21 protein-coding genes and 4 tRNA genes are annotated in these 24,207 nt (G+C 45.7%); 19 read left to right on the forward strand and 6 right to left on the reverse strand.

The window, feature by feature from the left end; all coding sequences use genetic code 11:
* Positions 1 to 125 precede the first annotated feature (125 nt).
* A complete protein-coding gene (locus tag J2W69_RS07410) occupies positions 126 to 635 on the reverse strand; it encodes a TIGR00645 family protein (RefSeq protein WP_310276132.1) in 510 nt (169 codons plus the stop codon).
* 180 nt (positions 636 to 815) lie between these two features.
* Between J2W69_RS07410 and J2W69_RS07415 the strand changes: the two genes are divergently transcribed.
* Entirely contained in the window at positions 816 to 2,978 is a 2,163-nt protein-coding gene (locus J2W69_RS07415; RefSeq protein WP_310276134.1) for a S46 family peptidase, read from the forward strand.
* Positions 2,979 to 3,101: 123 nt separating this feature from the next.
* Here the strand turns inward: J2W69_RS07415 and J2W69_RS07420 are convergent, their stop codons facing one another.
* The gene (locus J2W69_RS07420; protein WP_310276136.1) at positions 3,102 to 4,112 is read right to left on the reverse strand and encodes a DUF5924 family protein; all 1,011 of its coding nucleotides are present in this window, start codon (positions 4,110 to 4,112) and stop codon (positions 3,102 to 3,104) included.
* Between the two features lie 256 nt (positions 4,113 to 4,368).
* Here J2W69_RS07420 and J2W69_RS07425 point away from each other — a divergent pair, with 256 nt between their 5' ends.
* The 9 genes from J2W69_RS07425 (at position 4,369) to J2W69_RS07465 (ending at position 11,340) form a co-directional block, all read left to right on the forward strand.
* Complete coding sequence (locus tag J2W69_RS07425; protein WP_310276138.1) at positions 4,369 to 5,091, forward strand: hypothetical protein; 723 nt, start codon at positions 4,369 to 4,371, stop codon at positions 5,089 to 5,091.
* 2 nt (positions 5,092 to 5,093) lie between these two features.
* Complete coding sequence (locus J2W69_RS07430; protein ID WP_310276140.1) at positions 5,094 to 5,579, forward strand: regulatory protein RecX; 486 nt, start codon at positions 5,094 to 5,096, stop codon at positions 5,577 to 5,579.
* A 9-nt stretch (positions 5,580 to 5,588) separates the two neighbouring features.
* Positions 5,589 to 8,207 carry an alanine--tRNA ligase gene (alaS, locus tag J2W69_RS07435; protein WP_405047875.1) on the forward strand — a complete coding sequence of 873 codons (2,619 nt, stop codon included), beginning with the start codon at positions 5,589 to 5,591 and terminating at the stop codon, positions 8,205 to 8,207.
* A 6-nt stretch (positions 8,208 to 8,213) separates the two neighbouring features.
* Complete coding sequence (locus tag J2W69_RS07440; RefSeq protein WP_310276144.1) at positions 8,214 to 9,422, forward strand: aspartate kinase; 1,209 nt, start codon at positions 8,214 to 8,216, stop codon at positions 9,420 to 9,422.
* Between the two features lie 115 nt (positions 9,423 to 9,537).
* The gene (csrA, locus tag J2W69_RS07445) at positions 9,538 to 9,741 is read left to right on the forward strand and encodes a carbon storage regulator CsrA (protein ID WP_008897327.1); all 204 of its coding nucleotides are present in this window, start codon (positions 9,538 to 9,540) and stop codon (positions 9,739 to 9,741) included.
* A gap of 158 nt (positions 9,742 to 9,899) precedes the next feature.
* Positions 9,900 to 9,989 (forward strand) — tRNA-Ser (locus J2W69_RS07450).
* A gap of 17 nt (positions 9,990 to 10,006) precedes the next feature.
* Positions 10,007 to 10,083: transfer RNA gene (locus J2W69_RS07455), tRNA-Arg, on the forward strand.
* A 39-nt stretch (positions 10,084 to 10,122) separates the two neighbouring features.
* Positions 10,123 to 10,199 (forward strand) — tRNA-Arg (locus tag J2W69_RS07460).
* A 376-nt stretch (positions 10,200 to 10,575) separates the two neighbouring features.
* Positions 10,576 to 11,340, forward strand: coding sequence for a hypothetical protein (locus J2W69_RS07465; protein ID WP_310276147.1), 765 nt, complete (start codon positions 10,576 to 10,578; stop codon positions 11,338 to 11,340).
* 70 nt (positions 11,341 to 11,410) lie between these two features.
* Here J2W69_RS07465 and J2W69_RS07470 read toward each other — a convergent pair whose 3' ends face one another.
* Positions 11,411 to 11,827 (reverse strand): CBS domain-containing protein, encoded by a 417-nt coding sequence (locus J2W69_RS07470; RefSeq protein WP_310276149.1) that lies wholly within the window; start codon positions 11,825 to 11,827, stop codon positions 11,411 to 11,413.
* A gap of 228 nt (positions 11,828 to 12,055) precedes the next feature.
* Between J2W69_RS07470 and J2W69_RS07475 the strand changes: the two genes are divergently transcribed.
* The 7 genes from J2W69_RS07475 (at position 12,056) to J2W69_RS07505 (ending at position 18,004) form a co-directional block, all read left to right on the forward strand.
* Positions 12,056 to 12,132: transfer RNA gene (locus J2W69_RS07475), tRNA-Trp, on the forward strand.
* A gap of 12 nt (positions 12,133 to 12,144) precedes the next feature.
* Positions 12,145 to 12,540: a hypothetical protein gene (locus J2W69_RS07480; protein ID WP_310276151.1), complete on the forward strand. Its 396-nt coding sequence runs from the start codon at positions 12,145 to 12,147 to the stop codon at positions 12,538 to 12,540.
* Positions 12,541 to 12,543: 3 nt separating this feature from the next.
* Entirely contained in the window at positions 12,544 to 12,990 is a 447-nt protein-coding gene (gene rimI, locus J2W69_RS07485; protein WP_310276153.1) for a ribosomal protein S18-alanine N-acetyltransferase, read from the forward strand.
* A 174-nt stretch (positions 12,991 to 13,164) separates the two neighbouring features.
* On the forward strand, positions 13,165 to 14,751 hold the full coding sequence (gene prfC / locus J2W69_RS07490) for a peptide chain release factor 3 (RefSeq protein WP_310276155.1): 1,587 nt from the start codon (positions 13,165 to 13,167) through the stop codon (positions 14,749 to 14,751).
* A gap of 24 nt (positions 14,752 to 14,775) precedes the next feature.
* The gene (gene argS / locus J2W69_RS07495) at positions 14,776 to 16,515 is read left to right on the forward strand and encodes an arginine--tRNA ligase (protein WP_310276157.1); all 1,740 of its coding nucleotides are present in this window, start codon (positions 14,776 to 14,778) and stop codon (positions 16,513 to 16,515) included.
* Positions 16,516 to 16,568: 53 nt separating this feature from the next.
* Positions 16,569 to 17,207, forward strand: a complete 639-nt coding sequence (gene pdxH, locus J2W69_RS07500) for a pyridoxamine 5'-phosphate oxidase (protein ID WP_310276159.1) — start codon at positions 16,569 to 16,571, stop codon at positions 17,205 to 17,207.
* Positions 17,198 to 18,004, forward strand: coding sequence for a TatD family hydrolase (locus J2W69_RS07505; protein WP_310276161.1), 807 nt, complete (start codon positions 17,198 to 17,200; stop codon positions 18,002 to 18,004). The genes pdxH and J2W69_RS07505 overlap by 10 nt, the downstream gene beginning before the upstream one ends.
* Here J2W69_RS07505 and J2W69_RS07510 read toward each other — a convergent pair.
* Both J2W69_RS07510 and J2W69_RS07515 read right to left on the reverse strand, forming a co-directional pair.
* Positions 17,999 to 18,856: a DUF2971 domain-containing protein gene (locus tag J2W69_RS07510; RefSeq protein WP_310276163.1), complete on the reverse strand. Its 858-nt coding sequence runs from the start codon at positions 18,854 to 18,856 to the stop codon at positions 17,999 to 18,001. The genes J2W69_RS07505 and J2W69_RS07510 overlap by 6 nt on opposite strands.
* A 24-nt stretch (positions 18,857 to 18,880) precedes the next feature.
* A complete protein-coding gene (locus tag J2W69_RS07515) occupies positions 18,881 to 19,495 on the reverse strand; it encodes a hypothetical protein (RefSeq protein ID WP_310276166.1) in 615 nt (204 codons plus the stop codon).
* A gap of 83 nt (positions 19,496 to 19,578) precedes the next feature.
* Here J2W69_RS07515 and serB point away from each other — a divergent pair, with 83 nt between their 5' ends.
* Both serB and J2W69_RS07525 read left to right on the forward strand, forming a co-directional pair.
* The gene (gene serB / locus J2W69_RS07520; RefSeq protein ID WP_310276169.1) at positions 19,579 to 20,652 is read left to right on the forward strand and encodes a phosphoserine phosphatase SerB; all 1,074 of its coding nucleotides are present in this window, start codon (positions 19,579 to 19,581) and stop codon (positions 20,650 to 20,652) included.
* A complete protein-coding gene (locus J2W69_RS07525) occupies positions 20,652 to 21,548 on the forward strand; it encodes an alpha/beta fold hydrolase (RefSeq protein WP_310276172.1) in 897 nt (298 codons plus the stop codon). Before serB ends, J2W69_RS07525 begins: the two co-directional genes overlap by 1 nt.
* Here J2W69_RS07525 and J2W69_RS07530 read toward each other — a convergent pair.
* Entirely contained in the window at positions 21,545 to 24,097 is a 2,553-nt protein-coding gene (locus J2W69_RS07530; RefSeq protein WP_310276175.1) for a PilZ domain-containing protein, read from the reverse strand. The genes J2W69_RS07525 and J2W69_RS07530 overlap by 4 nt on opposite strands.
* Positions 24,098 to 24,207 lie beyond the last annotated feature (110 nt).

The following is a 24,207-nucleotide window of genomic DNA, read 5'->3' on the forward strand; positions in this document are numbered from 1 at the left end:
GCTGCTGTCCGTTAAGCTTAGCTAAAGAATGGGTCAGTTCCAGCCAGATAGTGCAAAACCAGAACATAAGGTTGTTGTTGCCTGAATACGAAAACTCCGGTTCAGTGGGCGGGATCCTTCAGGTTTTAAAAGTTATCTTTTTTACTTGCGTCTTTGGTGATTTTATCCAGATAACCCATAGCAAAAGCGGATAAAACAAAAGTCAGGTGGATCAGCAAATACCACATAATTTTATCATTCGGGATATTTTGGGTATCCATAAATACTTTCAGCAAATGAATAGATGAAATAGCTACTATAGAAGCTGCTACTTTGTTTTTCAGTGAGTTGGAGTCAAGCTTACCTAACCAGCCTAGTTTGTCGCCATTGTCATCAATATCCATTCGGGAGACAAAGTTTTCATAGCCTGAAAACATCACCATCACTAATAAGCCACCAACCAGCGAGATGTCTATTAAAGACAGTACCACTAAAATCAGATCCACTTCTTTCATGCTGAAAATGACAGGCACAATATGCAGCACTTCCTGGAAAAACTTAATACCCAGAGCCAGCAACGCTAAACTCAGCCCAAGATAAATGGGGGCCATTAACCAGCGGGTGGCATACATTGTTTTTTCTATTAGCTGTTCCATTCGTACTCCTGTCTGATTCGCGACTCCATTTTATGGGGCAAATACTACAGAAATTCAAGCCTCTGGCCGTTTTACTTTTTTGTAAAATATCGCACAATGAGCGCCGTTACCCGCAACAGCATCGGCGTTTTTTCCTGATGCTGTTAGTTTGTCTGGGCCTCTATGCCAAGGAACTTCCGAATGAAAAAAACTCTGCTTGCGCTGGCTTTGTCCATCGCCACTTTCTCTCATGCCGATGAAGGCATGTGGCAACCTCATCAATTACCTGAACTTGAACAACTCCTTAAAGAAAAAGGTTTGGAAATTGATGTCAAAAGTATCGCCCAATTAACCGCTTTTCCAATGAATGCAGTCATTAGTTTGGGCGGCTGTACTGCGTCTTTTGTCTCTAATCAGGGCTTAGTTGTTACTAACCATCACTGTGCTTATGGCAGTATTCAGCACAACAGCACTGCGACCAACAACCTGCTGGCGAAAGGCTTTTTAGCCAAAGATTTAAACGAAGAATTACCGGCTGCACCAGGCTCTAAGGTATTCGTCACTCAGGAAGTGACCAATATCACAGCTCAGATTAATCAGGAGTTAAGCCCCCAGCTTAAAGGCAAAGAGCGTTTTGAACGGATCAGCCAGTTGCGTAAAGAGCAAATTGCCGCTTGTGAAACGCCGGGTTATCGCTGTGATGTCTATAGTTTTCACGGTGGGCTGGAATATTACCTGATCAAACAAATGGAAATTCGCGATGTGCGCCTGGTGCATGCGCCAGCTGCAGGTGTAGGTAAATTTGGTGGTGATATCGACAACTGGATGTGGCCACGTCATACAGGGGACTATGCGTTTTATCGCGCTTATGTAGGTAAAGACGGTCAGCCGGCAGATTTCGACGCTGAGAATATTCCTTTTACACCACCTTCTTATTTAAAGGTGTCAGCCAAGCCACTGAAAGAAAATGATTTTGTGATGGTGGTAGGCTATCCGGGCCGGACTAACAGATACAACACTGCAGCCGAAGTAGAAAACCAGTTCACTCAAGTGCTGCCGCTATCCAAAGCCTACCGTGAAGAAGCTATTGCAGTGATCAAACAGCATTCGGCTGAAGGTTCAGAAGAGCGAATTAAATACGAAAGCATTCTGGCGTCTTTGGCGAACTATGCAAAAAACTTTGAAGGTATGATCCACAGCTACAAAACCGGTGATATCCAGCAGCGTAAAGACCTGTTTGATAAAGGACTGAACCTGTGGATCAAATCCAGCCCGGCTCGTCAGGCAAAATATGCACCTGCAGTGCGCAGCCTGCAGCAATTACTGGCAGAAGAGCAGGAGAAGCAGCAACGTGATCTGATTTTGAGTTATTTAAGTTATGGTCAGTTGTTTAACACGGCCAAACGTTTATACCGCTTAGCTCATGAACAGCAAAAACCAGATGCAGAACGTGAAATGGGTTATCAAGAGCGTGATTTAGAACGTTTTTCTGCCAGCATGAAACGTTTATCCCGCAGCTTCGATGCCAAAGTAGAGCAGGAGTTGATGCTGCATTTCCTGCAACATTACGCCAAACTACCCAAAGATCAGCGGTTAAAAGCTCTGGATGGCTATTTTGCTATAGGTTCTGGTGAGCTGGATGTTGCAGCACTTCGCACTAAGCTCGAAGGGGTGTATCAGGCTACAACTTTGTCGGATGAAGTGGAACGTTTAGCCTGGATGGGTAAATCTGTGGATGATTTTAAAGCCAGCGAAGACCCATTGATCCAATACGCTGTGGCTATGTACGACACTGATATGGCTTTGGAAACTGCAGATAAAGAACACAAAGGTAAACTGGCGGTGGCCCGTCCGCAAGTGATGGAAGCCATTATTGCTTTTAATAAAGCCAACGGTAAGGCGGTGTATGCCGATGCCAACAGCACTTTACGTGTCACTTATGGATCTATCAAAGGTTACCAGCCAAAAGATGCGGTGTCTTATCAGCCATTTACAACAGCTGCTGGTATTTTGCAAAAGCAAACCGGCATAGACCCTTTTGATGCGCCAGCAGCTCAGGTTAAAGCCTTAAAAGAAGGTGACTTTGGCATCTACAAAGATGCTGTGTATAACAATCTGCCGGTGAATTTCTTAAGCACAGTGGATACCACAGGTGGAAACTCAGGTTCACCCACACTGAATGGCAAAGCTGAACTAGTGGGTTTGTTATTTGATGGGGTGATTGAAGGCATAATAGGCAACTGGGACTACGACCCGGCCACCAACCGCTCTATCCACGTCGACAGCCGTTATATGCTGTGGCAGATGGAGAAAGTAGATGGTGCTACTAACCTTCTGAAAGAAATGACAATAGTTAAAGAATAGCCCTGTAGGGGCTTGTCCCCGCCCGTCTAGACGACACCGCGGTACAGATGGAAGGGCCGGGACAAGCCGCGGCCCCTACAACCCGCCCGTCTCAAATTCAAATCAAAACCGGGGACTGTTGCTTTAAGGCGCCACAGTAAAACTAATAGCCCCAAGCAATTGCCCCGAGTCTGTCACCACACGAATTTTCCACTCACCCACAGCATTTTTCGGAAAATGTTGTTTACGGGTCCAGGCTCTGTAGCCTTGTTCCCGCCCGCCGGAAATATCCAGCCGAATACGTTCAACTGACTCACCATTGTGCACCCATTCATGATAAATCTGCTCTTTCAGACCCCGTGGTGCCCGCACTGAGGTATAGGCATATACGCCTGTTTGCAATTGTGCCAGTGTCAGCTCTGTAAAAGCTGAACCAGGTAAACGTTGCTCATAATCCAGCTGTTGGCTCAATTGAATGTCGTTTAAGCGCAACACAGGAGCAGGGATCAAGCTGCGGCCAAACCAGATGCCAGTAGTCATGGCAACTAACAGCAGCATCAACACAGGCACACGCCAGCGTCCTGGCTGAGTCAGTAAAGGACGGATACTGGGAAGACTAAGTACAGCCGAAATCAGCAAAGCCAGCCCCAGGCTTTGAGTGGTGGTCATAAAAAACAATAGGGGCAATATCACCATCAAGACGGCAAATAAAGAAAAGCAGTGGTAGACCAGAAATAAAGCACGTCGTCTCATCAGTAATTTGTTGTACACCGGGTCAATTACGGCTACTACAGCGCAGAACAAGAGTAACGAGGTAAAAAGTGCCTGGGGTTGGTCCCAATCGGTGGCCGCCAGAAAGAAGGGCAGCGCAAAAAACAAACTTTCCTGATGCAGTAACTGGGTCACAAAGCAGGTTAAGTCTTTGGATAAACTCACCCCAAATTTTTTCAATAAGCCTTTACGCAGCCAATATTCACCTGTCAGCCATAACCAACTTATCACCATTAAGATGGCAAAAAACTGGGCAAACTGCTCTCGCTGCTCCATCTGCCATAAGCTGAATAAGCCGGTGCAAAAACCAAATAAGGCCATCAGGCCGGAGTATTTTTTTGTTAACTCAATAATCCAGACAAAAACACTGCTTATTCTATTCATCAAACCCCCAACAGTATTCATTCCTGTCCTTCTGCGGCGGTTTGAATTTATGCTGCCGCACTATACGCTGTAATGACTCTGGAAAGCTGTTTTGGTTGCAGATTGATGGCACTTGCTGTTAATTCACAGAATCCACAGCTAAAACCGCCTTTTTCTGCTCCAGCTATTCTTAGTAACCCTGCTTTTGCAGTAAGATACACCTCATTTCGTGACCATCTGGGTTGCGGCTGCAGAAGTGACAGAAGGGTTATAGTTCGTGGATCAGAAAGTTCAGGTAAAACTAATCATACGCCGGGTGCCCATGCAGGCCGCTCTTTCATGGCTGACCAAAGCCTGGGAATTATTCCGTCTGGCGCCGTCCACTATGATAGCTATGGTTGCCTTTATGACGGTGCTGAGTTTAGTGGCTCAGTTGCATCCTGTACTTGCTGTCTTGCTGGTGCTGGCAAATCCATTTTTAACTGCTGGTTTCTACAAAAGCATAGTACTGCTGCAACAGCAAAAAGAAGTGAGTTTTCAGCTCATTTTTAGTGTGTTTAGTGAAGCCCGTTACCGTCGCACTTTTATCCGGTTGGCTGGTGCTAATTTACTGGCGAATATTCCTTTGATGCTGTTAGCCGCAAAAGTGATGGAACAAACTCAGGCAGGGATTGCAGACCCAGCCACTATGTTTTTATTGGTTGTAGTACTGAGTCTGGTGTTTATGTTATTTGCTTATGCAGTAGCTATAGCTTATTTCCTGAATGAACAACGTTTGCAGGCCATTTTAACTGCAAGCCTGACAGCCTGTTGGCGTAATGTTGGTGCCTTAACCTTATTTGGTAGTATGGCTGTAGCACTGGGCATGTTAGGTATTGTTACTTTTGGTTTCGCTTTTATTGTGATCATTCCTGTGTTGCAAATCGCCTTCTTTTTATCGTTCAGCGCCTTTTTTGCTTTGCAGCTGGATGACTCCGCACCTTCTGTGCTGGAAGTATAAGCATGACAGAGTCTCAGCCTTCGCAAGAACCAAAGCCTCAGACAGAGCAGGAATTGCGGCAATGGCTGTTGGGCTTGTTATCACGCCGTGAATACGGCGCGCTGGAGCTGAAGCAAAAGTTAAAGCAAAAAGGCGCTGATGCTGAGCAAATTACTGAACTGCTGGACTGGGCACAGCAACGGGATTACCAAAATGAATTACGTTATGCCCGTATGCAGGTCAATGCAAAGTTGCATAAAGGCTATGGATGGTTTTACATTAGCCAGTTTTGTGCACAGCAGGGCATTAAAAAAGAACTACAACAGCAACTGCTGGAAGAACTGGATATCGACTGGTTTGAGGTAGCAACGATAGCCTACCGGAAAAAATATGCGGATAAACCCATAGCGGATTATCAGGACAAACTTAAACGGATGCGTTACTTACAAAGCCGGGGCTTTGGCAGTGACACTATCCAACTTGTATTTGCAGAGCTTAAAGAAGAGTAAGATATGTATATGACTTCGGCACAACTTCGCCGCGCTTTCCTGGACTTTTTTGCCAGTAAAGGCCACCAAATCGTTAGCAGCAGTTCACTGATCCCGGGCAATGACCCGACTTTACTTTTCACCAACGCAGGTATGGTGCAGTTTAAAGATGTGTTTTTAGGTCAGGACAAACGCAGCTACAACCGCGCTGTGACAGCACAACGTTGTTTACGTGCCGGTGGTAAACACAACGATTTAGAAAACGTAGGCTATACAGCCCGTCACCATACCTTCTTTGAAATGCTGGGTAACTTCAGCTTCGGTGATTACTTCAAACAGGACGCTATTCAATACGCCTGGGAATTTTTGACTGAAGTAGTCAAGCTGCCAAAAGAAAAACTCTGGATCACTGTCTACGCCACAGACGACGAAGCTTTTGATATCTGGACCAAACATATTGGTGTGCCAGCTGAGCGTGCTATCCGCATTGGTGATAACAAAGGTGCACCTTACGCCTCAGACAATTTCTGGGCTATGGGTGACACAGGGCCTTGTGGTCCTTGTACTGAAATTTTCTACGATCACGGCGACCATATCTGGGGTGGCCCACCAGGTTCTCCGGAAGAAGATGGCGACCGTTTTATTGAGATCTGGAACAACGTTTTTATGCAGTTCAACCGTCATGCCGATGGCCGGATGGAACCCCTGCCAAAACCAAGCGTGGACACTGGCATGGGCCTGGAGCGTATTGCAGCTATTTTGCAAAACGTACACAGCAACTACGAAATCGATACCTTTGCTGCTTTGATTAAAGCCACTGCAGCCATCACAGGCGCAACTGATTTAAACGACAAGTCGTTACGTGTAGTGGCTGACCATATACGCAGCTGTTCATTTTTAGTGGCCGATGGCGTGATGCCATCCAACGAAGGCCGTGGTTATGTGCTGCGCCGTATTATTCGCCGCGCTATCCGTCATGGCAACAAGCTGGGTGCTAAAGGTGTGTTCTTCAGTAAATTGGTGGGCGCTTTGGCCGAACAAATGGGTGAAGCTTACCCTGAACTAATTGAAAAGCGGGCCGTGATTGAAAAAGTGCTGGCGCTGGAAGAAGAGCAGTTTGGTAAAACTTTAGAGCGTGGTCTGGGTATTCTGGAAGAGGCTTTGGCAGAGCTTCATGGCAGTACTGTGATCCCGGGCGAAGTAGCCTTTAAGCTGTATGACACTTACGGTTTCCCGCTGGATTTAACCAGTGATGTGGCGCGTGAGCGTGGTTTAACTGTGGATCAGGCCGGTTTTGAAGCGGCAATGGAAGCACAGCGTAAACGTGCTCAGCAAGCCTCTAACTTTGGTGCTGATTACAATCAGGCCTTAACTTCTGCCCAGTGCACCGACTTTACCGGTTACAGCCAAATTCAGGGCAAAGCCAAAGTGGTCGAAATTCTGCTGGAAGGCAATGCAGTCAATACACTGACGGATGGACAGCAAGCCTTGGTGATTCTGGATCAGACGCCATTTTACGCCGAGTCAGGTGGTCAATCCGGTGATGCTGGTGTATTAACCCTGGCCAATGGTGCTGTGTTTACTGTGGCTGATACCATTAAAGTAGGTAAAGCTTTTGCCCATAAAGGCAGTTTAAAAGGCGCTTTGGCTCTTGGCGATCTAGTGGATGCAGCCATCGACAATGCCCGTCGTGAAGCTATTCGTAAAAACCACTCAGCCACCCATTTATTACACGCAGCGCTGCGCACCGTATTAGGTGAGCATGTGACGCAGAAAGGATCTTTAGTAGGTTCAGAGCGTTTACGTTTTGACTTCTCGCATTTTGAAGCGGTAAAAGCGGATGAAATCCGCCGTATCGAACAACTAGTCAACGAGCAGGTGCAACAAAACCACGAAGTGCTGACTCGTCTGATGAATGTCGATGAGGCCAAAGCTGCAGGCGCTATGGCGCTGTTTGGTGAAAAATACGATGACGAAGTGCGTGTACTGAGTATGGGCGACTTCTCGATTGAACTCTGTGGTGGTACTCATGTGTCGCGCACCGGTGATATCGGCCTATTTAAAATTGTCGTCGAAAGCGGTATAGCGGCAGGTATTCGCCGTATTGAAGCTGTAACTGGCGAAGGCGCTTTAGCTTTTGTGCATAAGCTGGAACAACAGGCTCAAACTGTGGCTTCGATGCTGAAGGGCGATGTATTTTCTATTGCTGACAAAGTACAACAGGCGATGGACAGCCGCAAAGCTTTAGAGAAAGAGCTGGAGCAATTAAAAGCTAAGTTAGCCAGCGCTGCCGGTGCTTCATTACTGGAGCAGGTGCAGGTTATTAACGGTGTGAAAGTGCTGATTGCAGAGCTTAAGGGCGCTGATCCAAAAGCTTTCCGCACTATGGTGGATGAGCTGAAAAACAAATTAGGTTCAGGTATTTTGTTGCTGGCCACAGCTGCTGAAGGCAAAGTCAGTTTAATTGCTGGTGTCACTTCTGACTTAACTGGCAAAGTTCAAGCTGGGCAGCTGATTGGCTGGGCTGCAGAACAAGTAGGTGGTAAAGGCGGTGGTAAGCCGGACTTAGCTCAGGCAGGTGGCACTGATGTGGCTGCTTTACCTGGCGTGCTGAAAGCTGCTGCAGACTATATTGCGGCTAAGCTGTAAAGCTCAGTGGCTTTATATGTACAAAAATTCGGGGGTACCTCAGTGGGTACCCCCGAACGTATCGAAGCTGTGGCAGAGCAGGTCATTCAAACCGTGCATGCTGGTCATAAAGTAGTAGTGGTGGTGTCTGCTATGGCAGGGGAAACCAACAGGCTGCTTGGGCTGGCGCATCAGATTGACAACCGCCCTGCGACTCGTGAGCTCGATATGCTCGCCGCCAGTGGTGAACAGGTCAGTATTGCGTTACTGGCGATGGCGCTGATTAAACGGGGTCATCCTGCGGTTTCTTTATTAGCAGACCAAATAGGAATTCTGACTGACAATAAATTCAGCCGCGCCCGTATTTTATCTGTGGGTACTGAACGTTTATGGCAAGAGCTGGAGCAGGGCCATATTGTGATAGCTGCTGGTTTTCAGGGCAGAGATATTGAAGGCAATATCACTACTTTAGGTCGTGGCGGTTCTGATACCACAGCAGTGGCTTTAGCTGCGGCCTTAAAAGCCGACGAATGTCAGATATTTACTGATGTCGACGGTATTTACAGCATGGACCCGCGTATTTGTGCTGATGCGTTCCGGCTGCCTTATGTGGATGCCTCTAGTATGCTGGAGCTGGCAAGCTTAGGTGCCAAAGTATTGCACTCCCGCTCTGTCGAATATGCAGCTATGCATCAGGTGCCGGTAAGGGTGTTATCCAGCTTCAGGCCCGATCAGGGAACTTTAGTCTGTTATGAGGACCAGAACATGAGTGTGCCTGCAGTTACAGGACTTGCATGCCAGACCGGAGAGGTCTGGTTGGAGCTGAATGAGCTCAGTAGCGAGCTACATATCGCATTGCTGAAGGAGTTCGCCCGTTTAGCCATTGAGACCGACATGTTAAAGGTGCAGTATGCGCCGTCCGGTTTAGTGCAGATGCAATTCAGTTTGAACCAAAACGATCTGAATACTGTAGAAGATATTTGTAATGAACTGAAAAAGAAGCAAAATTTTACGCTGCAAAGCAGGAAGTCTTTGGGCAAATTATCTATAGTAGGGATAGGGTTGAAATCAAATCCTGTCATTACGGCGACAGTATTTGAACAATTGCAGTTATTAGCAGTGCAGGTAGTTGCTGTCAGTTGTGCTGAAATTAAATTATCTATCGTAGTGCCAGAAGCTGAATTGAATAAAGTGGCGGTCGCTTTACACTCTGCTTTATTAGGTTCAGTTAATTAACTTCAAGGTTTTCATAAATTTGTCAGCTGAGTTATCATAAAGCGGACAGGTATACGCAGTGTGATTACAACAAGCGTGACCATTGGAAGCTGGGATCATACAAAAGGAGCAAAGAATGCTTATTTTAACGCGTCGTGTTGGTGAGACACTGATGATTGGTGATGAAGTCACAGTCACAGTTTTAGGTGTTAAAGGAAATCAGGTTCGTATCGGTGTGAATGCACCAAAAGAAGTTTCAGTGCACAGAGAAGAGATTTATATGCGCATTCAGGCTGAAAAAGGCACTCCTGGTGGCTTTAGCGGCGATGACGATCAATAAGTTTTAATAGTTAGCATTTTTAGAAGTTGTATATTTTTAAGCCTTTGTAGCGAATATTTAGTCGAATTGTTTAAAAGGTCAGCAAACACGCTTTCCAGCTCCAAAAATTGTTTGACTTATTTTCCTGAGACATTAATATACACGCCGCAACGTAGTGCGGAGAAGTGGCCGAGTGGCTGAAGGCGCACCCCTGCTAAGGGTGTATAGGGGAAACTCTATCGAGGGTTCGAATCCCTCCTTCTCCGCCAGTTGTACTGTTAAGATTGGATGCATAGCTCAGCTGGATAGAGTACTCGGCTACGAACCGAGCGGTCGGAGGTTCGAATCCTCCTGCGTCCACCACTTAACTACAACGACGAAGCAAAAAAGAAAGTACCAGATGGATGCATAGCTCAGCTGGATAGAGTACTCGGCTACGAACCGAGCGGTCGGAGGTTCGAATCCTCCTGCGTCCACCACAACTAAACCTGCTAAATGCAGGTTTTTTTGTGCCTAAAATTCAGCTAAATAGATCGGCGATGGTGGACACAGGCGGATGAGATCCTCCGCAAGGTTCGACAAAATCGTCAGGAACGATTTTGGACGCGCTCCGCGCGGTCCCGCAGGGACGTTTGCCAGGACGGCAAACGCAATCCTCCTGCCGCGAACTTTTGCATTCGGCAAGTAGAAAGCTTCATTGGTGCCGTTACATTTCTATGCTCAGGTAATTGAGTAATTTTTTTACAGCAAAATATACTCTCAAGCACTTCTACTTTTGTGATACGTCTAAAAATCTTGTCTATACAGATAGCTAACATATATAGTTCGGATAGAATCTGGGAAAAGGAAGAATTTTTGATGGAATCAACAGCTAGTCCTCTTTATTTAGATTGGGATTTTTGGAACACAATGCTTGCTCTGCTTGCGTTGGCACTGACCCAATTACCTCTTATAAGATCTTTCCTTTCAAAACCAGAACTAGAAATAGACATACATGAGCGTATTACAATTTCACACTTGATCGGTAATCCTAGTGTTGTGACCTATGTCAGCATTAAGAATCTCGGGCATCATGATGTAAAAATAACAAAACTGTTTCTACATATCAGAAATCAGAAAAATCATTTAGTTACTTTGAATGCAAACTTGTTCTATGAATCTTCAAACAATCCAAGTAGCCCATTAGTTACAAGACAGTTTTATCCCTTCCATTTAAAAAAGGACACAAATTGGGGGCAAACTTTGTGTTTTTGGAACTATCTAGACCGGGATGATGAAATTGACTATAAACGAGCTCAAGAGGAGCTTCAAAAAGAGCTTTATCAGCCATGGAGCTCTACTGCGCCTCCACCTCCCAAAATAGCAGTTGAAGATAAAGTTGTTCCTTTTAAGAGATTATTTGAGAAAAATTTTATTTGGAAAAAGGGAGAATTCTTTTTTGAGTTCGAGTTGGTTACTCAGCCAGAAGCACAATACAACAGAAAAAGTATGCGAATTACTTTATACGAAGCTGACATCATCGATTTAAAGAAAATCACTGAACGCTATTGCTATGGTGAGAGCATCACGTATCCATCCAGCGCTAGTCAAATTACGGTTGAAGCAATACTTGGCAAGTAATCTGAGTTCCTTCAGTAGTTGGTGAAGCTTTTTAAGCTTTCACCAACGAAATAAGTGGTTGCCCCAAACCCTAAGCCGCTCTCTCACCCCCATAACAGTCCCAAAGCGACGCCTCAAGAGCTCTAACCACTTGACCTCTATTCAGTACCCCAACCACCAGACCATTCTCCAGCACAGGCAACTGATGCAAATGCAGGCTGGTAAAGATCACTGCACTATCTACAACGCTATCGGACGTCAGCACAGTGACCACCTTTTTACTCATCACTTGAGCTATTGTATTGTGCAGGCTGCAGAAATAGCTGGCGTGTAACATAGCGGCTAAACAGTCTTGCTCAGACAAATAACCGACCAGGTTATTTTCTTTATTAAACACTGGTGCGCCAGTCAGGTTAAACTGTCGTAGTTGCTGCACAGCCTGAACTATCGTATCGTCTTGTTGCAGGCGCGGAAATTCACGTTGGAATATATCTTGTACTTTGCTCATGGCTTTTCTCCTTTGAAGCGATGGAAGCAGCATAAGCCCGATAAATGCTTCGGTGAAAACGAATTAATAAGCTTGCCAGTATCGTAATTTTTGATTAGAAAACTGGATAACAAGCAGGGAAGGGGTCTTGAAGGAATGAAACGTATGTTTTATGTGCAGTTAAATCAGTGCAGACAGATTTTTGCTTTACCTTTGAACTCTCTTTTGTATAATGGCGCCTCCAACGCTAGGGGCATAGTTCCAATTGGTAGAACAGCGGTCTCCAAAACCGATGGTTGGGGGTTCGAATCCCTCTGCCCCTGCCACTTCATTCTGATATGAATTCTTTATCTTCTAAGCAGCAACTGCTGCATTTACTCCAGATACAACCACTTGAATTACATCAAGAGTTTTCTGCTATGGCTAAAATGCCTGAAGCTGAAGTTGTAGCTTTGGCCGAACCAGTTGCTGAGATCTCTGTTGGGATTGAAACAGCTCAGCCAGCAGAGCCTGTTTATACTGAATCCTACTCTGAACCGAACCCGGAACTGACTTTTGCCAAAGACGTGTTAGTGGCGCTCAGTGAGTATCAACCCGATCTGCAGTGGCGGTTAAACCCTGCCTGTACTGAACCTATGTTGCAAAACGGACTCTTAGTAACACCTTCGATTGAATTATTGCAGTCAGCTCAGCAGAAAAAGCTGCTCTGGTTGTGCCTCCAGCAAGAGAGCTGATGCATGCCGTTAATACGTAGTGCCACCCCTGCCGATATCCCAGCGATGCTGCAGATAGAACAAGCCGCCAACAGCCATCCCTGGTCGGAAGGCACCTTTAGCACCTGCTTTAGCGAACGTTATTTTAATGCAGTGTTGATGGATGATAACGACGAAGTGATCGGCTTTTACATAGGTGAAAAAGTCGTAATGGAAGCCAGTTTATTTAATATAGGACTGCTTCCCGAAGCTCAGGGCAAAGGTTATGGCCAGCAACTGCTACAGCACTTTATTGCGCAGGCACAAGACTTGGGATCACTGGATTGCTGGCTGGAAGTACGTCAGTCCAATGCCAATGCTATCAAGTTGTACGAAAAATGCGGTTTTATCCAAACCGGTTTACGCCCCAGTTATTACCCAACGGCCACAGGCCGCGAAGACGCAATTTTAATGGCTTTGCCTTTAGGTTAAAGCCGCATCATCTGCTCAGGCAGATAATTTACCGGCCTGAAGTGGCTAAATTCTGTGCCTGCGCTTTGGTTGCTGTTATAATCGCGCGAAATTTCCCTTTATACCCAAGTAACCCAAGCCCACTCTGCTTCTTGGCTATGTTGTGGGCTTCGTTTATTGATCAAGTTGGATGGCATGACTACCGAACTGTTTTTAGAAGAAATTAACAAACGCCGCACTTTTGCGATCATCTCTCACCCGGATGCCGGTAAAACCACTATCACTGAAAAAGTGTTGTTGTTTGGACAGTTGATCCAAAAAGCAGGTACGGTCAAAGGTAAAAAGTCTGGTCAATACGCCACCTCCGACTGGATGGAAATGGAGAAAGAGCGGGGCATCTCGGTGACCACTTCTGTGATGCAGTTCCCTTATGCGGATTGTCTGGTCAACTTACTGGATACACCGGGTCACGAAGACTTCTCGGAAGATACCTACCGTACTTTAACGGCAGTAGACTCTTGTTTAATGGTAATTGACGGCGCCAAAGGTGTTGAAGACCGTACCATTAAATTGATGGAAGTTACCCGTTTACGTGACACGCCAATCATCACTTTTATGAACAAAATGGACCGCGATATTCGTGATCCTGTTGATTTATTAGATGAAGTAGAAAGTGTATTAAAAATCGCCTGTGCTCCTATCACCTGGCCAATAGCTTCAGGTAAAGAGTTCAAAGGTGTGTATCACATTTACCGTGATGAAATTATTTTATACAAATCAGGTATGGGCCATACCATCCAGGAACTGGATGTGATCAAAGGCATCAATAACCCTGAACTGGATAAACGAGTTGGTTATTACGCCGATCAGTTACGTGAAGAAATGGAACTGGTCAAAGGCGCAAGCCACGAGTTTGATTTAGAACTGTTCCGTAAAGGTGAACTCACCCCAGTGTTTTTTGGTACAGCCTTAGGTAACTTTGGTGTGGATCATATGCTGGATGGTTTAACCGAATGGGCGCCTGCACCACAACACCGTGCTACCACCACTCGTGTTATTGAGCCGTCAGAACCAGCCTTTACCGGTTTTGTCTTTAAAATTCAGGCCAATATGGACCCGAAACACCGTGACCGTGTCGCCTTTTTACGCATCTGTTCAGGTAAATATGAAAAGGGCATGAAAATGCACCATGTGCGTATTGGCAAAGATATGCTGGTGCCACAGGCTTTAACCTTTTTAGCCGGCGATCGTGAACATGTGGAACAAGCGTTTCCCGGCGATATCATAGGTTTACATAACCATGGCACTATTCAGATTGGTGATACATTCACTTCAGGTGAGAAGTTTAACTTCACAGGTATTCCAAACTTTGCGCCTGAATTATTCCGCCGTATCCGTTTGCGCGACCCGTTAAAACAAAAGCAACTGCTCAAAGGTTTAGTGCAGTTGTCGGAAGAAGGTGCAGTGCAGGTATTCCGTCCGCTGGATAACAACGATTTGATCGTAGGCGCTGTGGGTGTGCTGCAGTTTGACGTAGTAGTGCATCGCTTACGTTCTGAATACAGCGTGGATGCGATTTACGAAAGCGTCAACGTGACGACAGCACGCTGGGTCTATAGCGACGATCATAAAGCAATGACCGAATTAAAGAGCAAAGCCAGCATGAACCTGGCACTGGACGGCGGTGATAACCTGACCTATCTGGCACCTACTATGGTCAACCTGAATTTGTCGATAGAGCGTTATCCGAAGATCAAATTCCATAAGACCCGTGAACATTAATTCAGGCTCGAACAAAGGTTTTTTATGAATATCAAAGAATTATTATCCGCCAAAACCCAAGCCGCTATGCTGGCTTTGGGTTTACCTGCCGATACCAATACTGCTGTCACCATCAGCACTAAAGTTGAATTTGGTGATTACCAGATCAACGGTGCTATGGCGGCTGCCAAGTTATTAAAAACCAATCCGCGTGCTTTGGCGCAGCAGCTGGTGCAACTACTGGATTTAGCCGATATGGCTGAAAAAGTAGAGATTGCAGGCCCAGGTTTTATTAACGTCACTTTACGCAAAGACTGGTTAGCGGCACAGTTGGTGGGTGCTTCACAAAACCCACGTTTAACCTTAAGCGCTAATCCGGCTCCTCAAACTGTAGTAGTGGATTATTCAGCGCCAAACCTGGCCAAAGAGATGCACGTTGGCCATTTGCGTTCCACCATTATTGGGGATGCAGTAGTGCGCTGTCTGGAATTTTGGGGTGACAAAGTCATTCGTCAGAACCATATGGGCGACTGGGGTACGCAGTTTGGTATGTTGATTGCGCATCTGGAAGACAAACTGGCCGCTGGTATCGACTTAGAGCAAGTGGCTTTAGCCGATCTGGAAGATTTCTACCGCGAAGCGAAAAAACGTTTTGACGATGAAGCAGGTTTTGCTGATAAGTCGCGTGACTATGTAGTGAAACTACAAAGTGGCGATGCGCATTGCCAGAAGTTATGGCAGCTGTTTATCGACACCTCCATTAAACACAGCGACGAAGTGTACAAAACCTTAAAAGTGACTTTAGGCCATGAGCATATCAAGCCTGAAAGTGCCTACAACTCTATGCTGCAGCCTATAGTGGATAGCTTAAAACAGCAGGGTTTAGCTGTGGAAAGTGAAGGCGCTTTAGTGGTGTTTTTGCAGGAGCTGGCTGATAAAGAAGGTAATCCTTCACCTTTTATCGTGCAAAAAACCGGTGGTGGCTTCCTGTACGCTACTACAGATTTAGCGGCCTGCCAGTACCGTAGTGTTGATTTAGCTGCCGATCGCATTGTGATTTTTACCGATGCCCGTCAGGCGCTGCACTTTAAACAAGTGGAATTAGTGGCCCGTAAAGCGGGTTTATTAAAAGATCATGTGGCTTATGATCACTGCCCCTTTGGCACCATGATGGGTGAAGACGGTAAGCCATTTAAAACCCGTACCGGTGGCACTGTTAAACTGGCTGAATTGTTAGAAGAAGCCGTAGTGCGTGCTCAGGCCGTCGTAGAGCAAAAATCATCAGACTTAAGCGCTGAAGAAATGGCTGAAGTGGCGCGTAAAGTAGGTATAGGTGCGGTGAAGTTTGCTGACTTATCGAAAAACCGCACCAGCGATTATGTGTTTAGCTGGGATGCCATGTTAAGTTTTGAAGGTGCCACAGCCCCTTACCTGCAATACGCTTATACCCGAGTTAGCGGTATTTTGCGCCGTGCCGGTATAGATGAGAGCTTTGTTGCTCCGCTGCAACTTCTGGAAGAGCAGGAAAAGCAGTTAGCCGTCAAACTGTTACGCTTAGAAGAAACCTTACAGGCCGTGATGAAAGATGCGGTGCCGAACTTGCTGTGTAACTACTTATACGAGTTATCCAGCCAGTTTATGAGTTTCTACGAAGCTTGCCCTATATTAAAAGAAGGCATTGAACCAGACCTGAAAAACAGCCGTTTAATGCTGAGTATTCTGGTGGCCCGTACTTTAAAACAAGGCTTAGACTTATTAGGTATTGAGGTAATGGAGCGGATGTAATCCGCTTTGCTCCAGTCGCTTCATACAGACCTTTGGTGTAAAAGGACAAACTGATGAAAATCGCAGATATTCGCCGTAGTTACAGCATGGATAAACTGGATCTGGATAAACTCAATGCCGATCCTTTTCTGCAGTTTGAAGCCTGGCTGAAAGACGCAGTAGCTGCAGAATTACCAGACCCAACAGCTATGTGTGTAGCCACAGTGGATGCGTCAGGTCAGCCGTCACAACGTCTGGTTTTACTGAAAGATGTCAGTAGCAAAGGTTTTGTGTTTTACACCAACTTAGGTAGCCGTAAGGCCTCTGAGCTGGAGCAAAACCCTAAAGTTTGTCTGCATTTCCCATGGCATCCATTGGAGCGTCAGGTGATAGTCTATGGCACGGCAGAGCGGGTTCCGACCAGTCAGGTGATGAGTTATTTCTTATCCAGACCTAAAGAAAGCCAGCTGGCGGCATGGGCTTCAGAGCAAAGTCGTCCTGTCTCCACCCGTCAGGTGTTGATGCAAAAATTTGCTGAAATTAAACATAAATTTGAGCAAGGCGAAGTGCCGGTTCCATCTTTTTGGGGCGGCTATTTAGTCAAACCCCATCAGATTGAATTCTGGCAAGGCGGTGAGCACCGGCTGCATGACCGCTTTATGTATAAGCAGCAAGCAGGCAGCAGCTGGGCCATAGAGCGTTTATGTCCATAGTCCCTCCTTTACAGGCCGCCGATATGCGGCCTGTATTATTTGATAGCCACTGCCATCTGGATTTACCAGAGTTATTGCCTGAACTTGAGTTGCATCTGGCCAAGGCCAAAGCTGTGGGCGTTGAAGGCTTTTTAGTGCCTGCAGTGCAATCTTCAGCCTGGTTGCCTTTGCTGGAACTAAAACAACGTTATGGTTTTTATATAGCTCTGGGTATACATCCCTGGTGGGCAAGTCAAACACAGCTGGATGCTCTGGAGGGACTTGAGGCTTTAGCGGCTTTACCCGAAGTAAACGCCATAGGTGAAACAGGGCTGGATTTTGCGCTGGATGCACAGAGTTTTGCTCTGCAACAACAGTGTTTTGAGTTTCAGCTGCAACTGGCAGGCAAATTAAAAAAGCCAGTAATTTTGCACCACCGCAAATCACAGAATGAATTACTGCAGATCATCAAACAGCAACAATTTACCCAAGGCGGCATTTTGCATGCGTTTTCCGGCAGTTTCCAACAAGGCATGGCTTTTATTGATCTCGGCTTTAAACTCGGGATAGGCGGCACTATTACCTATGAGCGGGCAGAGAAAACCCGCAATGCAGTAAAACAGTTTCCGCTTACCGCGTTGGTGCTGGAAACTGATTCACCTTCTATGCCGCTAAATGGTTTTCAGGGCGAGATCAATACACCAGCTCAGTTGCCTTTGGTGCTGAAAGAGCTGGCAGAATTAAGAGACGAAAATCAGCAGCAAATTGCACAAGTGCTTTATAACAACACTGTTCAGCTGTTCCAATACCAGTTATAACTTTCTAAATCCAACGGAAGGAGTTTCCAATGTTAACTCGATTTTTTCCGCACTAGGGTACTGGCGCTCTACTATGCCGAATAGTTTGTCTCTTAGTTTTTCTTCAAGCGTGTTAGGCACATAAATAGCTTTTAGCGCCTCAACAGGGATTGATTGCAGTCCTACACGTCCTGAAATAAAACGGTATTCTACTTCATCCATCCATTTGGATTTTTTTGTAAATGCTGCCTTACTAGTTTTACGCAATAAATCCGAACTACGCTCATTTTTCAAGTATGCTGCATAATCTGATACGGTGATGATGACTTTGTTGTTCTCTGAGTATTGAACCCTACCATGGGTAAATTTGCCATCTTCCCCAGAATCAAAAAAACTATCCAAAACTGTGCTGTCATATTCTAGGCAATAACATTTAGAAGTCGCTGTGCCTTCAGTATGCTTCGCGTATTCTTTCCAAATATCTGGGTTTGTCAAAGGGTAGGGATAAATATGCTCTTCAGAAGCCATTGCCATAGAACAGATCCCTATGGAGTTTTTTATATCATGCAAAAACGAGTCAATACCTTTCAGAAAAATATGGGGTATGTCGTTTATTTCTGCTTTTGGCTGTTGCATACGAATAACAGTCTTGATCATATCGTCAAGCTGCACTGGCGTATTGGATCTGGCGAGACGTCGTTGATAAAATTCACACAGCAAGTTTACCCATTCAGCATCTGACACATTCTTATCGAGCACCCAACTGAATTCTTCTTCGTCATTTAGAGTGTCTATTTTGGCAAACCACAGTTGGCTGTTTTCAAGAGCTTTCAAATCATCGCTATTTCCTTGCCTGAATTTGAATAGTCTCATAAATAGCAATACTCCTTATCTTGCCTAAAGCAAATTCGCCGCATCCGCCTGTTTGCTTTTTCGCCATTTTTGCCACTGATGCACAATTTTGCTCCAACTGCCGCGTAACATAAAGGCGACTACACCTGAGAGTAATAACATCCAGAATACTTGTCGCATCAGCTGTTGCCAGGCTTGAGTTACAGGCAATAAGCTGGCGTCCAGTTTCATACTGATTTTGATATAGCCAATCACCCTGTCTTGCTGAGTGATCTCCTGCACCATAGCAAGCAGCGCTTGTTCATGCTGAGGCGCATACAACAACTGAGCTGCGGCTGTGCCTTCTGAGGCCGATAATTTCACGCCATTAGCGTCATAAACCACCACATCCTGCAAATAAGGCGTGGCGGCAATATGAGTGGTCAGTTGATTTAAGCTTTCCAGTTGGTCGTTATCAATCAGATAAGCTGCAGTATGAGATAAAGCCACCAAAGTTGAGCGCATCAGTTCAGTACTTTGTTGCTGGAACAAAAGTTCGCCTTGCTGGTTACTGTTCCACCACCATTGCGACAGCACCCAAATACCCAGCAGTGCCAGCAATAGCTGGGCTAGCCGGAAGTATTTTGAGTTTTTACCGCTGTGGTGTCCGCTGAATTGCATCAATTCGCCTGATTTTTACACTGACAATGCTTTAAAAATGTCGGTAGAATGCCACGGCAACAGAATGAAGTACAGGTGGCCCTTTGAGCTTTTATTATAAGATTGACCCAAACTCCTTTGCCGACATTAGTTTAATTCAGTGGTTAACTGCACAAGGCGCAGCTGCCAGCACTGCGGGTAGCGCTGTGTTAATGCATGCTTCAGGCTTTTATCAAAGCGAACAAAAAGCAGCAGATCACCTCAGAGCACCAGAATTCTGGTCTGGATTAGTGACAGGGCAAAGTACCGCCAGTCTGCGGATTTTTTCCGGCACAATAACGTTGCAGCAGCTTTTTGCTGTGCTGCAATTGTTACCTGCTGATGCAGCTTATTCTTTAAGTTTGAATCGTCCTCATGCAGATTTAGCCTTGGCAGTACGCATCGATTTTCCTTTAGCCTTAAATGCAGAACAAATTCAGGCCTTACGCCTGTTAAGTGAAGATTGGACTGTCGAACTGGTGTATTTGCCTGCTCCGGTGTTTTTGCAGCAACCAGGTGTTCTGGTGATGGATATGGATTCCACTGCTATTCAGATTGAATGCATTGATGAAATTGCCAAGCTGGCTGGTGTAGGTGAGCAGGTGGCAGCAGTGACTGCCCGCGCTATGAATGGTGAGTTGGATTTTGCGCAAAGCTTACGTCAGCGTGTAGCCACCTTAAAAGACGCCCCTGATACAGTGCTGAAACAAGTGCTGGATGCTGTGCCACTGATGCCGGGTTTAGAAGCTTTAGTCGCATTTTTACAACAGCATCAATGGCTGGTGGTGATTGCATCAGGTGGCTTCACTTATTTTACCGAAGCCTTAAAGCAGCGCTTAAAACTGACAGCTACTTTTGCCAACCAACTGGAGATTGTCGATGGCAAGCTGACGGGGCAGGTGTTGGGAGCTGTAGTTGACGCTCAGACCAAAGCTGATGTAGTGCAACAGATTGCCCGTCAGTATCAGATCCCTGCCAGTCAGACTGTGGCTATTGGTGATGGCGCGAACGACTTGCCTATGCTGGCAGTCGCTGGCCTTGGTGTGGCTTTTCACGCCAAACCTAAGGTACAGGCTCAGGCCAAAGCAGCGATACGTCAGGGCTCGTTATTGCAACTGCTGTATTTACTGGAAAGCTGATGCAACACCAGCAAAGCTCAACCTGGCTTAATGTCGCCGATTATCAGCTGCATTTGCGGCAGTTGACACCGGATAAAGCAGATTCAGCTTATCCAATACTGATGCTGCATGGCGCTATTGAAAACAGCCGGATCTTTTACAATGAAAAAGGCCGTGGTTTAGGCTGTTTTCTGGCCGATCGGGGTTTTGAGGTCGCTTGTGCTGATTTCGCGGGTCGAGGTTTATCCAGCCCTAAAGCCAGCAGGCGTTTTAATCACAGCCAGCAACAACTGATTTGTCTGGATATTCCGGCTTTAGTCAATCATCTGTACCAGCAACATCAGCAGCCTGTCATTGTGATGGCGCATTCCTGGGCAGGTGTGGTGTTGGCGGCCAGTTTAGTACGTTTTCCTGAACTTTTGCCTAAGGTTAAAACCATAGTGACTTTTGGCAGCAAAAGAGTAATCAGCGTCAGAGGCTTGAAAAAACGTTTGCATATTGATCTGGTCTGGAATCGGCTTTCGCCGCTGCTTTGTCATTTCTATGGCTATTTACCGGCAAAACAATGGCGTTTTGGTGCTGATAATGAACCCGCTCAGTATTTACTGGATACTATTCCCTGGATCCGCGGTGGGGCTTTTGTCGATCAAACTGATGGTTTTGATTATGCCTCAGCCTGCGTAGATATAAGCTGGCCTCAGAGCTGGCATTTTGCTGCCATCAAGGATCAGCTGTTAGGCCATCCGCAGGATGTGCAGGCCTTTCTGGCAGAAACAGGGTTAAACTCAGGGCGTTACACTGTGCTGGGTAAAAGGTATGGTCACCAGCAGGACTATGACCATATTTCGATGCTGACTCACCCCAGCGCCAGTGCGGATCATTTTGCCGAACTGGCTGTGTGGCTTAAACAGAGCTAAACAGGTTGTTTGATACCGGCCAGCAGGGTCAGCCGTTTTTTCTGCTGCTCTGCTATTTGTTCATTGCTTAAGTTAAAACGCAGCAGCACTTCATCTGTGATATCCACTACATCACCCACGCCCACCACACTCCAGAGTTCTTCTTCCAGTACTTTGGCTTTATGGATGGCATAAGTACTGACATAGCCCAATTCTTTGGCAATATGTTCTGTATCAGGGCGGCCTGTGCGCGATAAAAAAATCTTAAAAGCAAAGAGTAAATCTTTATTCACCACGTCATCCACAAAAGCTTTTTTCGCGCTATGGAGCTGGAAATCAAAATCAAACTTTGTTTCAAAGCTATGTTCTGTGTTGTCCTGATCCGGCGTAAAACGCAAAAAGACTTCATAGCTAAAGGGGATTTCCTGACGCTTCATTTTTTTCAGCTGATTAGCAAACTGCAAATTGGTGGCATTGTTTTTCAGCAGCGGCAACATTGTTATAGAGTCAGGCCCATCACTGAACTGAGCCAGTAACTTATGTAAAGCATTAGGTTTAGCACCCAGTGCTACTACATCCAGATTGTAACGAACGCCCTGACGGTGCACATAAAAAGCAAAGGTATCCAAAGCTTTGATATACATATTACGTAAAGCAGGGCCAAGACCAGGGAATTTAGGTGTTTCCTCAGCCATCGTTAGTTTGCTTCTGTTGTTATTAATCAACTGCTGAAAAAATATTTTGCCTGGATGATCGTTGGTTGGATCTATCACTCTCATATTCATAATCAGTTTGTTTTTACTGACCGCCATCACTTCATAAGGTAAAGCCGATAACTGATGTTTAGTAGTAATCTTTTGCAGTTCAGGCAAACTGATTTGCACTGTATCACCTTTAGCAAATTCAACAGGTTCAGCACATTCCAACTGAATGCCTTTACTGGAGAAGTCACGGCTAAAGGCCTGAATATCGCCACCTTTGTCGCGCTCCAGCAATACAGTGGTTTTGTATAAAAACCGGCTTTCAGAACGCAAATTCACATACTGTACCGAGGCGCTTTCAATAGGAGGTATTTGCTCAAGTTTGGCATGCCCAAACACTTTTAACTGATTCAGCAAAGCCGCATCGTAAGTAATAGCTTTATACAAGCTGTTGCTTTGGGCCGTGCTGATATCCGTCAGTGCCACTATATAGCGTAAGTTACGAATAAAATTTGCGATCAAAGGTGTAGGCGGCTGATTTAGCTTTTGTACTTCCTGATCGGCTGTAGTGGGTAAGGACAGCGGAATATGAGCATGAGCAGGCACAGTGCGTAATACCGACATACGGAATGCCCGGAAGCTGGGTTTGGCTGCACCAAAACCAAAAAACACCGCTTTCAGTTCAGGGTGTTGCAGCAATTCTTCTGTTGTGGCCGAATAAAAAAACAATCTGCCTTTGGCCGCATGGGTAAAAGTATAAAGTACGGTGCTGTTTTCATTAGCCTCTTTGGCCAGACATTGTTTTAACCTGCGTACGTGCAGCAGTTGTGACAAGACATTCTGTTGACGTTCATCCTGAAAATAATGCATCAGGTGCCTGTTATTTTCTGTGGTTAAAACACAGGATGGGGTTGCTTTGCCGTCGTTGACTGCCAGAAACACAGGTAAAGAGCTGATACGGGGTAAATAAAATTGCTCATAACCTTTAATAAACACCGCTTCGTAGGTGTTATCCAGATTCACTTTGTAACGTCTTTTATTGCCGTGAATAAAATTTTGCAGAAATTCCGAGAACCCTTTTTCGTCAGCCAAAGGCAAACGTTTTAACCGCACGTAATAACCTTTGTCTGCTGGCTCTACATCAATTACCTGATAAGGGATGCCGTTATTGATCCCAAGGGCAAACTCCTGCTCTAAGCCGCGGAAAAATATGGCAACTTTTTGCCCGGCTGTCATTTCTATCGCCAGCGGGATTTTGATTTTACAGCCAGATACTGACAGGTCACTGGTGCTGGCGGGAAAACGTTCTTCATCCTGCAACACCACTTCAATATCAATGGAAAAATTCATTCGCTCTTCACGGCGAACGCTATAGCCGGCAAAGCGGATCAGTTGAGCGGCTTTATAGTCATTGGCCGTTGAGTCCATATCCGACGGCAGTGTTGCTAAGTTGACTGTTTTGTCCGACGTCTCCCCAGATAATACGTCCTGCAGTCTTTTATTGGTTTCCTGCTGATGTCGTACTCTGAAGTTGTTATTGGTATTGGTGACATCCTCAAAAATGCCAATAGTGTATTGGCCGTACTGCTTTAAACCATTTTCAAAGGTTTGGATTGCAACTTCATCCAGATAATGGGTTTGGCCTTTATGCTCAAAGGGACGCACTTCGCCGTCGACCCTGCCACGTAAATCGATATAATAGGTGCACGGCTGCGCCAGACGCTTTAATTCCATTTTGATCAGAAATTGCTGCGATTTGGCTAAGTCCCCGGTCAATAGCCGAAACTCCTCATCAAACAACTGGGTGTTGATAAGGGGTTTCAGACGTTCCAGGACGCTGCTATAAGCTTGTAAGTCGTTTGTTGTCATGCTCGCTTAAACACTTACAGGGCAGTGGCAAGCCCTGTATGAATAATTTGGGTTAGAGTAAAACCAGTACGATGTAAAAGCAATAATCGTGCCTTTTAATTAAATGAGAT

Origin of the sequence: Rheinheimera soli (assembly GCF_031457405.1) — a bacterium.
Lineage (GTDB): Bacteria > Pseudomonadota > Gammaproteobacteria > Enterobacterales > Alteromonadaceae > Pararheinheimera > Pararheinheimera soli_A.